The sequence below is a fragment of the Blautia sp. MSJ-9 genome, assembly GCF_018919065.1.
Classification (GTDB): domain Bacteria; phylum Bacillota; class Clostridia; order Lachnospirales; family Lachnospiraceae; genus Blautia_A.
In genome coordinates this window covers 51,250-62,996 of the sequence record NZ_JAHLQG010000011.1, presented here as the reverse complement: position 1 = coordinate 62,996, position 11,747 = coordinate 51,250, and the positions used below count along the sequence as shown (strand labels likewise).

The window sequence follows — 11,747 nt, the reverse complement described above, 5'->3', positions numbered from 1 at the left end:
CCATGACAGCTATATATAAAAGAGAGCTGAAAAGTTACCTGACATCCATGGTAGGATATTTATTTATCTTTTTCATCCTTGTACTGGGCGGAATTTATTTTTCAGCATATCAGCTCACGGCAGCATATCCGAAATTTGAATATACTTTAAGTGCGATTACCTTTGTGTTCCTGATCGGAGTACCGATCCTGACTATGCGTGTACTTGCAGAAGAGAGAAAACAGAAAACAGACCAGCTGCTTCTGACAGCACCTGTTTCTGTAGGCGGTATTGTAATTGGTAAATATCTTGCGCTGACAACTGTATTTGCTATTCCAATGGCAGTTATGTGTACTTATCCGCTGATCATGTCCAAGTTTGGTGCGGTAGAGTTTGCATCTGCTTATACAGCTGTTCTGGGCTTTTTCCTTCTTGGATGTGCAAACATTGCAATCGGCGTATTTATGTCCGCTTTAACTGAGAGTCAGGTGATTGCAGCAGTACTTACATTCGTTCTCTTATTTGCATTTTACATGATGAACGGTATTTCCTCATTCTTCTCCCAGACATCCATGTCTACATGTGTGGCATTTGGATTACTGATTCTGGCAGCAGCGATCATTATCTATACAATGATCAAGAATGTTCTGATCTCAGCAGTGATCGGCGTGATCGGGGAAGTGGCACTGGTTATCGTTTATGTAGTAAAATCCAGCATTTTTGAGGGCGGTATTCAGAAAGTTCTGGATGTATTTAACCTGAGTGGACACTTCGATAATTTTACAAGCAACATCTTTGATATAAAAGGAATTGTATATTTTCTTTCCGTGATCGCAGTATGCTTGTTCCTTACAACACAGTCTATTCTGAAGAGACGCTGGAATTAGTGGGGAGGTGAAAGAAAATGAAACTGAAAGAAAAGATGAAAAACAATAATCATAAGAAATTTGACAAAAAGAAACTGGTTGGTACCATCAGTAAGAAGCACATCAAAAACGGTTCTTACACAATGGTCATGTCAGTAATATTTATTGCAGTAGTTGTAGTGATCAACATGATCGTAAGTGCGATTCCAACCAAATATTCAGAAATTGATATCAGCAGCCAGAAACTCTACAGCATTGGCGATGATACCAAAGCAATGCTGAAAGATCTGGACAAAGATGTAACGATCTACCAGATCGCACAGAGCGGATCAGAAGATGAAACCATTGCAAATCTGCTTAAGAAATATGAAGATGAATCCAAACATATAAAAGTAGAGCAGAAAGACCCTGTAGTAAATCCTAAATTTGTAACTGAATATACAAGTGACAATCTTTCCTCAAACAGCCTGATCGTTGTATGCGGAGACAGAAGTAAAGTCATTGACTACAACAATATCTATGAGAGCACAATGGACTATCAGACTTACAGCTATCAGACCACTGGTTTTGACGGCGAAGGTCAGATCACAAGTGCGATTGGATATGTAACATCTGAAGATCTCCCAATCCTCTATACACTTGAAGGACACGGCGAGAAAGAGATGGATTCTACCATCAAAGAAGACATTGAGAAAGCAAACATGGATATTCAGTCCCTGAATCTCCTTACAGAAGGAAGCGTTCCGGATGACGCAGACTGCCTGTTTATTGATTCTCCATCCACAGATATTTCCGAGGATGAAAAGAATGCTATCATCGATTACCTTGAAAATGGTGGAAAGGCAATGATCTTCTCTGATTACGCAACAGAAGATCTGCCAAACTTTGACGCGGTTTTGGAGAACTATGGCGTTCAGAGAGCAGATGGAATCGTATTTGAAGGTGATAATCAGCATTATGCAATGCAGATGCCATATTACCTGGTTCCAACTATAAACAGCACAGATGCAAGCTCTGAGACAGCTTCCGGCGGATATTATGTACTTGCACCATATGCACAGGGAATCAAGAAGATGGATGATGTAAGAGATACCGTAACAATTAACAGTATTCTCACCACATCAGACCAGGCATATTCCAAGACAGACCTCAACAGTGATACTCTGGAGAAAGAGGACGGAGACGAGGATGGCCCGTTTGATCTGGGAGTAAGTATCACAGAGACTCTGGATGATGACAAAGAAACTCAGATTGTTTACTATTCAACTTCCAATCTGATGGAATCACAGGTGAACCAGATGGTATCCGGTGGAAACGAAAAGCTGATCATTGAGTCTCTGAAATGGATGACAGACACAGAAGACAGTGCAACAGTATCCATTCCATCCAAGAGCCTGTCCGTATCTTATCTGACACTTACAGATTATGACGCTGCATTCTGGAAGATCTGCACTATTGGTCTGATCCCTGGATTCTTCCTTGTTGTAGGATTTGTAGTCTGGATGAAGAGGAGAAAAGCTTAAATGAAGAATAAAACTGTAAAAATGATTCTTGCAGTTGCAGTTCTTGGTATCTGCTGCGGGGCTTACGCAGGTGTAAAAACCTACGTAGCCCATCAGGAGCAGAAAGAATCGGAGGAGGAATCCGAAGAAAGTACCACTGTATTTACTGCATCAACAGACGATATCAAATCTCTGGACTTCATGGTTGATGATACAGAGACGACATTTGAAAAAGATGATGACAGCTGGGTAAAAAAAGATGAAACAGATTTCCCGGTAAACCAGAGTACATTGGACAGCGCAGCATCCTCCGTTGCTTCCATCGACTCAGACAGAGTTCTGGAGGATGTAGATGACCTTGCAGAATACGGTCTGGATTCTCCGTCAAACACGATCAAGATCGTGACAAAATCCGATGAGGAAGACGGCGATGATACAACAACTACATTGTATGTGGGAGATGAAAACTCATCCACCAGTCAGTACTATGTAAGAAAAGACGATGATGAGAAAACGGTATATCTGGTAGATTCTTCCTGTGTAGAGCCATTTACCAAATCATTGAATGACTATGCTCAGATGGAAGACTTCCCTGCAATCTCCAGCACAGATACTATTACAAAGATTTCTGTAAAAGGAGATAAGTCCTACGAATTGACGAAAAATGCAGATACAAGCGTATGGTCAGTCAAAGGTGATGGTGATGAGGAAAAAGCGGATTCTGCTACTGCAAGTTCTCTGGTAACTTCATTTGGAAGCATGGCGTATAATTCTCTCGCAGACTATAATTGCAAAGACAAGAGCGAATATGGTTTGGATAAACCATATGCAACAATCACTGTAGACTATCAGGAAGAGGTTGCTGCTGATGACACGGACGAAGATACTCAGGACGATACAACAGACACAACAGATTCTGAGACAGCTGATTCTGGTGAGACAGTAGATGAAGATGTTTCATCTGCCGAAGAGACCAGTGATGATACTGAGCAGGATGCAGAAACTGCCGCAGAAGATGCAGATGAAAGCGTGAATGAAACTACGGATGAAACATCTGGGGAGGAAGATACTGACAGTGAAGATGCAGCAGTTGAAACATCAGAAGATACAGCTTCTGACAGTACAGAAGGCTCAGACAGCGCATCAGGGGACGAGGATTCTTCAGAAGAAAAGACCAAGATGGTAGACAAACAGCTTACAATTTTGGTAGGAAACGAAGCGGACGACAGCGACAGATATGTCATGGTAAATGACAGCAACGAAGTCTACACGATGTCAACAGATACCCTGTCAGCACTCATTGATAAATCAGAAGAAGACTTCTGGGATATGACAGTAAGTTATGTAGCTTTAAATAATCTCGGAAGCCTCAAAGTAAACTATCAGGGTAGCGATTATAAAGTAAATGTTTCACGTGAAACATCTACAGATGATGACGGAAATGATAAAGAAACAGTAATCTATAAACTCAATGGTTCTGATCTGGATGAAACAACATTTACAACATTCTACAACAAACTGATCAACATGACAGCTCAGAAACGTCTTACAGATGAATACGAACCTGACGGTGATGCAGAATTGACAGCTACATTTACAGAAGAAGACGGTGATACACTGGAAGTTTCATATTACAGCTATGACACAAACTATTACGCAGCAGTGGTAGATAAAAAAGCATATCTCGTAAATAAGATGAATGTAAAAGAACTGTTCACAGCATTTGAATCCGTTACCGGAGTAGAAAAAGACAGCTCAGATGAGACAGATTCAGAAGAAGCAACAACAGATGATACGAAATCGGATTCAACAGATACGTCAAGTGAGAGTGTAGAAGAAACAGAGGACAGTACATCTGAAACAACAGACACAACAAATGATTCTGATACATCCGAAGAGGAGAACGCAGATTCTCAGGAAACGGAAACGAACAATACAGAAGAGTAAAAGAAAAAACGAATCTATAAAAAGTGGAGCGACATATGGAAGTAAATTCTGTATGCCGCTCCACTTTTGTTTGATTAGTCTTAAATAATAGTTACATATAAGGATTAAAAGAAGATTTTAACCTGTTCAAGAAATGTCTCCGGTGCTTCCACATGTGGAAGATGCTTGGTTTCTTTAAGAACAGAAACTTCAACAGCCGGATTGGAAGCACAATAATCTTCAGTAATAGTCTTACCATTTGTTTCCGTTTCGCCCTCAACAATATAAATGCTGTTATCCAGTGCCTTGAGTGCGTGACTGATATTAATATTCATATACTTGGACGCAAGACTGGAATACAAAAATCTGGTATAGCATCCGCCCCTGTGAGCTGCCTCATAATAAGCATCTGTCATCTGAGTATCTACATGGAATGGATTATAATACATCTTTTCAATAAACAGATTATTTACGTTATCCCGTGAAACGATCATATGATAGATCAAGGTTCCGAAAATCGGAATTTCCAGGACTGCCTTTAACAGACGGTCTTTTCTGTTCGGCATCTGCTTTAACTGAGTCAGACTTGGTGGATTTACCAGCATAATCTTGTTAAAGAGTTCTTTCTCGTTATGACAGGCCATAATAACAAAAGAGCCTGAGAATCCGCTTGCGATCACATCTGTTTTCTGACCAATTACTTTTTTGATAAAATCACTGATCATCTGAACATGAACAAAATTTGTATAGGTAATGCTGGATTTATCAGAACGTCCGCATCCTAAGAGATCGATAGTATATACCGTATGCTCAGCAGTCAGTTCTTCTTCAATCTTGTTCCATTCATATCCGGAAGCCCCAGGCAAGGTATCATGGATCAAAAGAATTGGTGATCCGGTTCCTTTTTTTGTATAATAAATATTTCCGAAACGCCATTCAAAATAATTGTCATTGGAAATGTGAAGCATCTGTTTTAACTGTGCGGCAGCAGCAATCGTGTGGTTGATAAAATGAACAGCAACAGTTGCGCCTGTCATCAGAGCAGCAAATGTAAGAAATTTGTGCTTGTTTTTACTCATTTTCGGCCTCCTTTATTAAGCATAACAAGTGCGTAGCCTGCTAAAATTATATAAATGTATTATACCTCTATACCGCCTGTTTTACAAGAAAATATGCTGTGAATCTGGTGAAAGATGTTACTGTTCATTAGTAATACGAAATAGAACCGTATGGACTGTAAGGGCAAATAAAATATTAAAGGCTAAAAATTATACAATATTTACTCAAAAAATAATGTGTTTTTTTATGTTTCACGTGAAACATTATGTGGCATGATTAAAATAAAAGTGTTATAATAAATCTGCATATGACCTATTCAATAAAAAAGTACGGTCAAAAAATAAAAAAACTACAATTAAAACCTCATAAAGGAGGAATGAAGTTGGGGAGAATTATAGCAGTCGCTAATCAGAAAGGCGGAGTTGGGAAATCAACAACTGCAATTAATCTTTCAGCATGCCTCGCAGAAAAGGGGAAAAAAGTTCTTGCGATTGATATAGATCCGCAGGGAAATACAACCAGCGGACTTGGCGTTGATAAGAACGGAGTAGAGAATACTCTGTATGAACTTTTACTCGGAGAAGCAGAAGCAAAAGATACAATTGTGAAAGATGTTGTTGAGAACCTTGATCTGATCCCATCTAATATCAATCTTTCCGGCGCAGAAATTGAGCTGATAGGGATTGAAGATAAAGAATTTATCTTAAAAGGGATCACAGATAAACTTCGACGTAAGTATGATTATATAATACTTGACTGTCCGCCGTCACTGAATATGCTGACGATCAATGCACTGACAGCAGCGACATCTGTATTAGTACCGATTCAGTGTGAATATTATGCTCTGGAAGGACTTTCACAGCTGATCCACACCATTGATCTGGTAAAAGAAAGACTGAACAAACGTCTGAAGATGGAGGGCGTGGTGTTCACAATGTATGATGCAAGAACAAATCTGTCCTTGCAGGTAGTGGAGAATGTAAAAGAGAATCTGAATCAGAATATTTACAAAACAATTATTCCACGAAATGTAAGACTGGCAGAAGCTCCAAGTTATGGACAGCCGATAAACATTTATGACCCGAGATCATCAGGAGCCGAAAGTTACAGACTTTTGGCAGAAGAAGTAATCAACAGGGAGGATAATTGATGGCAGGCAGGAAAAACGGTCTTGGCAGAGGCTTAGATGCATTCTTTCCGGACAGAACGTCTGCGGTCAAAGAATCTACCAGAAAGACAACAACCAAAACAGTTAAAGCAGAGAAGAAAACTGGCGAGACGGAAAAAGAAGCAGGTAATACTGTTGCTGCAAAAAGAAAAACTGCAGGATCAAAAAGCGGTGCGATGTTTGTAAAGATTTCAAGCGTAGAGCCGAATATCAATCAGCCACGTAAACAGTTTGATGAAGATGCACTGTTAGAATTATCTGAGTCCGTTAAACAGTATGGAATACTCCAACCGCTGCTTGTGTCCGATAAAAAGGACTATTATGAAATAATTGCAGGTGAAAGACGCTGGAGAGCAGCTAAACTTGCAGGACTGAAAGAAGTTCCTGTAATCGTAAAGGAATTTACAGATCAGGAATTAGTTGAGATTTCCCTGATCGAGAATATTCAGCGGGAAGATCTGAATCCTGTCGAGGAAGCGATGGCGTATAAACGCCTGATCGATGAGTTTCATCTGAAACAGGATGAAGTTGCAGAACGTGTTGGCAAGAGCAGAACTGCAGTAACAAACTCTATGAGATTACTGAAACTCAGCGAGAAAGTACAGCAGATGTTGATCGATGAAATGATCACAGCAGGACATGCAAGGGCAATTCTTGCAATATCAGATAAAGAAAAACAGGAAACTGTTGCAATGAAAGTTTTTGACGAGAAATTAAGCGTCCGTGAGACAGAAGCACTGGTAAAACGTATGCTTGAGCCGCCAAAAACAGAAAAGAAGAGTAAATTTACCACTGCAGAAGATGCAATCTACGAGAGTCTGGAAGAAAAGATGAAGAGCATCATGGGAACCAGAGTCCAGATTCATCGAAAGAAGAATGACAAAGGCAAAATTGAAATTGAGTATTATTCCAAGGATGAATTAGAAAGAATCATAGATCTTTTTGAATCCATTGGTTAGGAGTGACAGTAATATGAGTGGCATTTTTGAAAGTCTTGGGATTGATTCCGGGATCATCATTATTATACTGCTGATTCTTACTATCTTCCTGCTGGTAAGGAATATCAGTATGAACATGCGCCTGAGCCGTCTGGAACGTAAATACAAGACGTTTATGAAAGGCTCGGATGCACAGTCTCTGGAAAAAGTCTTCGTAAGAAAATTTGCTCAGATAGACAAACTCTACGAGGCAAAAGAAGAACATGATCACGATATCCTTTTTATTAAAAAGAATGTTGATAAGATGTTCAACAAGTATGGTATAGAGAAGTATGACGCATTTGACGATGTAGGCGGTAAATTAAGCTTTGCACTGGCTCTGCTGGACAAAGACAATACAGGTCTTATCTTAAACGCCGTACACAGCCGTGACAACTGCTTTCTGTACATGAAAGAAATTGTAAAGGGTGAATCCTACGTTATGCTCAGCCAAGAGGAAGTCGAAGCGCTTCGAAAAGCTGTTAATTTCGGACTCGATAATCTTGAGGAAGAGTAGACAGTTTGTCCAGCTGCTTTCTGTAGGACAATAGAGCGTAAGCAGTTAAAAAGTAAAACTGTTTAAAATTGGCAAAATTGAGCATACTTTTAAAGAAAGAATCTATTTTGCACAGGAATGTGCTTGATATGATAAGGTGTTGCCGGACACGGAGTGAACAGTAACACAAAAAATCTGCCGGACAAAATATGTGTTTTACCTGTTGACTTTTGATGTAAGGCACGATATTTTGAACAGTAGAAGAATATTATAACTGTTGGCAGTCCACAGTGAAGAGACGGAACAGTTATGAAATATTTTACATAATGGTAACAACATTTCAGGAGGAACAAGATGTTAGACATTAAATTTGTGAGAGAAAACCCGGAAGTTGTAAAACAGAACATCCGTAACAAATTTCAGGACAACAAACTGGAATTAGTAGACAAAGTTCTGGAACTGGACAAAGAGAACAGAGAGATCAAACAGGAAGTAGAAGCTCTTCGTGCAGAGAGAAACAAAATTTCCAAACAGATTGGTGCTCTTATGGGACAGGGCAAGAGAGAAGAAGCAGAAGAAGTTAAGAAACAGGTAGCTGCTTCCGGAACTCGCATTGAGGAACTTTCCGCAAGAGAAAAAGAAGTAGAAGAAGAACTTCTCAAGAACATGATGGTTATCCCGAACATCATTGATCCATCTGTACCGATCGGTAAAGATGACAGCGAAAACGTAGAGATCGAGAAATTTGGTGAGCCGGTTGTTCCGGACTTCGAAGTTCCATATCATACAGATATCATGGAAAGCTTTGACGGAATCGACCTCGACAGCGCAAGACGTGTTGCAGGAAACGGTTTCTACTACTTAATGGGCGATATCGCAAGACTTCACTCTGCAGTAATCTCTTATGCACGTGATTTCATGATCAACAGAGGATTTACTTACTGTGTACCTCCTTTCATGATCAGAAGTAACGTTGTAACAGGTGTTATGAGCTTCGCGGAAATGGACGCTATGATGTACAAGATTGAAGGCGAAGACTTATACCTGATCGGTACAAGTGAACACTCCATGATCGGTAAATTTATTGACCAGATCATTCCGGAAGAGGAACTTCCAAAGACTCTCACAAGTTATTCTCCATGTTTCCGTAAGGAAAAAGGAGCTCACGGACTTGAGGAGAGAGGTGTTTATCGTATCCATCAGTTTGAAAAACAGGAAATGATCGTTGTCTGCAAACCGGAAGAGAGCCCAATGTGGTTCGATAAATTATGGCAGAACACAGTAGATCTGTTCCGTTCTCTTGATATTCCGGTTCGTACGCTTGAGTGCTGCTCCGGTGACCTGGCAGATCTGAAAGTAAAATCTCTTGACGTAGAAGCATGGTCTCCACGTCAGAAGAAATATTTCGAAGTAGGAAGCTGCTCCAACCTTGGTGATGCACAGGCTCGTCGTCTGAAAATCCGTGTAAACGGCAAAGATGGCAAATACCTTGCACATACATTAAACAATACTGTTGTAGCACCGCCTAGAATGCTGATCGCATTCCTGGAAAACAACCTGAACGCAGACGGATCCGTAAGCATTCCGAAAGCTCTGCAGCCATACATGGGCGGCATGACAAAGATTGAGAAAAAGCACGCTTAATGGAGAACGGGCTTTTTCAGGGAGGTGTTCTTATGCACAGTTATCTGAGGGCAGTTGGTTTTTCTAAGATCACCAAAAGAAGCAGTATCAGGCAGATCATCACGGATGTGGTGGAAACCTATGACAAGAAGATCGTGATAGAGGATCACCCGGATGGTGTATTTGCTGAATTTTCCAAGAATTATGGATGCGATTGTGGAATCACTGTCTGTGGACAGTATGATGAAAACAACGTATTTTATCCAGACTATTATTTTCCCTTTTTTTGCGGAACAGGTATTACGACTCAGGAGAGAGTCGTGATTGAGAGACATGCAGAGAAGGAATCTTTTGCAGGTGCCTGTGACGATCTGAGAATAGGCGTTACATTAATTTTTTATCTTCAGAATGCTGCTGAATATCTGCAGGAAAGCAGAAAAAGCGGTATGCTTCCAGGCGGCCAGCCCTTAACCCTTTCCGGGCTGGCCAAGGAAGGAAAAATTCTTTTTCCTGTAGAGAAGGATAAAGAAGCAGTAAAAGCAGCACGTGAACTGACCAAGAACAGAAATCATCTCATTGCAGCCGCCAGAAACGGGGATGAGGAGGCAATGGAAAGTCTTACAATGGACGATATGGATACATATTCCATGATTTCTCAACGAATTGTTACAGACGATATTTTATCTATAGTGGATTCCTATTTCATGCCATATGGAATTGAATGTGATCAATATAGTGTCATGGGTGAGATTCTGGATTTTATGACATTCAAGAACATTATTACAGGAGAAGAAATCTGCCAGCTTACATTAGACTGCAATGACATGCAGTTTGATGTCTGTATCAATAAAAATGATATGTTAGGGGAGCCGAAGATCGGACGTAGATTCAAAGGAATCATATGGCTCCAGGGACAGTTACACTATTAGGATATATGATGAGAATGATGGCATGGGCGAATATTTTGCCCATGCCATTTTTTGTAGTTTTACAGAATATGTTTCACGTGAAACATATTCTGTAAAACACATTTCACGCCGGATATCTGCAATTCATTCCATGAATAAAAAAGAGGTTATTTCTTATGATACAATTAAAACAGTTAAGCTGGAAAATGGCAAAAAGGAGGTACTGGTTATATGAAAAATAAATTATGGAAACAGTGGATGATGAGTGGATTGCTGGTTTCTGCAATGGTCGTATCATGTGGAGCATCTGTATGTGTACAGGCAGAGGAAACAACAGATGCAGAGGAAACAGCTTCTTCTGAGAATGGAGATGATCTGCAGATTCTTTTTGATCAGGCAGTAGAAGATGCAATGATTGCCGAGGATGGTGAGATTCTTCCGGTAGTAAGTCTGGACGAGGGAGAGCCTTATGCGGTTTATGATGACGAGGGAAGAGTTCTTCTGTATACTTTCCATAAATATCCGGACAGTTACCCGGATGGTGCTGATGTGAAGCTGGAATGGGGGAATGTATGGACATTTACAGGCGGTGAACTGGAAGACTGGTATCAGGAAAATAAAGAAGGCGTAACAGACTGGCAGGCGAGAATGAAAGAATTGCTTGGTCTGACTCCTGATAATGAATCAAATTATGTTACAGCTATGTGGGCCAAACCGGAAGATGTTTTCCGTCCGGCATACGTTTCAGATATCGGAACTGTAGAAATGACAGATTCTTTTGCTGATGATGTGGATGAAGATTATAAGGCATGGTTTGACGCGAACATCATTTCCAGTTATTATGACGGAGAATATCCATGGACAAGACTTGGATATACCTATGACTGGGCAGATAATGGACAAACATACGGTCTGTCTGAGTTTATCGTTAAACAGGACAGTGATGTAAAAGTAGCATATACCGTTGAGCTGGATGAGATGATCCAGAAACTGGAAGACAATACCTGGAATCCGAAAGCAGAAGAGAATTAAAAGAAGAAAAAACAGATTGCGCTTGTAATTCTCTTTGAAATATAGTAGTATTATAAACGTGGTTTAAATGTCCTCGTAGCTCAGCTGGATAGAGCACTCGCCTCCTAAGCGAGGGGTCGGAGGTTCAAATCCTCTCGGGGACGCCAGGAAATAATGCTGTAAACCTTTTATGAAAAGTAAGAGGTTTACAGCTTTTTTTGCATTTCATGCC

11 protein-coding genes and 1 tRNA gene are annotated in these 11,747 nt (G+C 40.3%); 11 read left to right on the top strand and 1 reads right to left on the bottom strand.

Going from position 1 to position 11,747, the window contains the following annotated elements:
* Window positions 1-2 precede the first annotated feature (2 nt).
* Genes KQI87_RS02355 through KQI87_RS02345 form a run of 3 tightly spaced genes read left to right on the top strand, consistent with a single transcriptional unit; the run spans window position 3 to window position 4,294 of the window.
* The gene (locus KQI87_RS02355) at window positions 3-866 is read left to right on the top strand and encodes an ABC transporter permease (protein WP_216458750.1); all 864 of its coding nucleotides are present in this window, start codon (window positions 3-5) and stop codon (window positions 864-866) included.
* Window positions 867-883: 17 nt separating this feature from the next.
* Window positions 884-2,368, top strand: a complete 1,485-nt coding sequence (locus KQI87_RS02350; protein WP_216458749.1) for a GldG family protein — start codon at window positions 884-886, stop codon at window positions 2,366-2,368.
* A complete protein-coding gene (locus KQI87_RS02345) occupies window positions 2,369-4,294 on the top strand; it encodes a DUF4340 domain-containing protein (RefSeq protein WP_253292337.1) in 1,926 nt (641 codons plus the stop codon).
* Between the two features lie 104 nt (window positions 4,295-4,398).
* Here the strand turns inward: KQI87_RS02345 and KQI87_RS02340 are convergent, their stop codons facing one another.
* Window positions 4,399-5,352 (bottom strand): alpha/beta fold hydrolase, encoded by a 954-nt coding sequence (locus KQI87_RS02340; RefSeq protein ID WP_216458748.1) that lies wholly within the window; start codon window positions 5,350-5,352, stop codon window positions 4,399-4,401.
* Between the two features lie 362 nt (window positions 5,353-5,714).
* Here KQI87_RS02340 and KQI87_RS02335 point away from each other — a divergent pair, with 362 nt between their 5' ends.
* From KQI87_RS02335 to KQI87_RS02300, 8 genes are all read left to right on the top strand, one after another.
* Entirely contained in the window at window positions 5,715-6,482 is a 768-nt protein-coding gene (locus tag KQI87_RS02335) for a ParA family protein (RefSeq protein WP_216458747.1), read from the top strand.
* On the top strand, window positions 6,482-7,459 hold the full coding sequence (locus tag KQI87_RS02330; protein WP_216458746.1) for a ParB/RepB/Spo0J family partition protein: 978 nt from the start codon (window positions 6,482-6,484) through the stop codon (window positions 7,457-7,459). The genes KQI87_RS02335 and KQI87_RS02330 overlap by 1 nt, the downstream gene beginning before the upstream one ends.
* A gap of 13 nt (window positions 7,460-7,472) precedes the next feature.
* Entirely contained in the window at window positions 7,473-7,994 is a 522-nt protein-coding gene (locus KQI87_RS02325) for a DUF4446 family protein (RefSeq protein ID WP_216458745.1), read from the top strand.
* A 333-nt stretch (window positions 7,995-8,327) separates the two neighbouring features.
* Entirely contained in the window at window positions 8,328-9,617 is a 1,290-nt protein-coding gene (gene serS, locus KQI87_RS02320) for a serine--tRNA ligase (protein WP_216458744.1), read from the top strand.
* A gap of 32 nt (window positions 9,618-9,649) precedes the next feature.
* Entirely contained in the window at window positions 9,650-10,525 is an 876-nt protein-coding gene (locus KQI87_RS02315) for a DUF3881 family protein (RefSeq protein ID WP_216458743.1), read from the top strand.
* A 22-nt stretch (window positions 10,526-10,547) separates the two neighbouring features.
* Window positions 10,548-10,739: a hypothetical protein gene (locus KQI87_RS02310; RefSeq protein ID WP_216458742.1), complete on the top strand. Its 192-nt coding sequence runs from the start codon at window positions 10,548-10,550 to the stop codon at window positions 10,737-10,739.
* A complete protein-coding gene (locus KQI87_RS02305) occupies window positions 10,736-11,536 on the top strand; it encodes a hypothetical protein (protein WP_216458741.1) in 801 nt (266 codons plus the stop codon). The genes KQI87_RS02310 and KQI87_RS02305 overlap by 4 nt, the downstream gene beginning before the upstream one ends.
* A gap of 69 nt (window positions 11,537-11,605) precedes the next feature.
* A tRNA-Arg gene (locus tag KQI87_RS02300) sits at window positions 11,606-11,682 on the top strand.
* The last annotated feature ends 65 nt before the right edge of the window (window positions 11,683-11,747 follow it).

What these genes read in the sequence shown, in the direction of transcription:
- KQI87_RS02355 (WP_216458750.1), top strand. Translation starts at nt 3, where the DNA reads ATGACAGCTATATATAAAAGAGAGCTGAAAAGTTACCTGACATCCATG.
- KQI87_RS02350 (WP_216458749.1), top strand. Translation starts at nt 884, where the DNA reads ATGAAACTGAAAGAAAAGATGAAAAACAATAATCATAAGAAATTTGAC.
- KQI87_RS02345 (WP_253292337.1), top strand. Translation starts at nt 2,369, where the DNA reads ATGAAGAATAAAACTGTAAAAATGATTCTTGCAGTTGCAGTTCTTGGT.
- KQI87_RS02340 (WP_216458748.1), bottom strand. Translation starts at nt 5,352, where the DNA reads ATGAGTAAAAACAAGCACAAATTTCTTACATTTGCTGCTCTGATGACA.
- KQI87_RS02330 (WP_216458746.1), top strand. Translation starts at nt 6,482, where the DNA reads ATGGCAGGCAGGAAAAACGGTCTTGGCAGAGGCTTAGATGCATTCTTT.
- KQI87_RS02325 (WP_216458745.1), top strand. Translation starts at nt 7,473, where the DNA reads ATGAGTGGCATTTTTGAAAGTCTTGGGATTGATTCCGGGATCATCATT.
- serS (WP_216458744.1), top strand. Translation starts at nt 8,328, where the DNA reads ATGTTAGACATTAAATTTGTGAGAGAAAACCCGGAAGTTGTAAAACAG.
- KQI87_RS02315 (WP_216458743.1), top strand. Translation starts at nt 9,650, where the DNA reads ATGCACAGTTATCTGAGGGCAGTTGGTTTTTCTAAGATCACCAAAAGA.
- KQI87_RS02310 (WP_216458742.1), top strand. Translation starts at nt 10,548, where the DNA reads ATGGGCGAATATTTTGCCCATGCCATTTTTTGTAGTTTTACAGAATAT.
- KQI87_RS02305 (WP_216458741.1), top strand. Translation starts at nt 10,736, where the DNA reads ATGAAAAATAAATTATGGAAACAGTGGATGATGAGTGGATTGCTGGTT.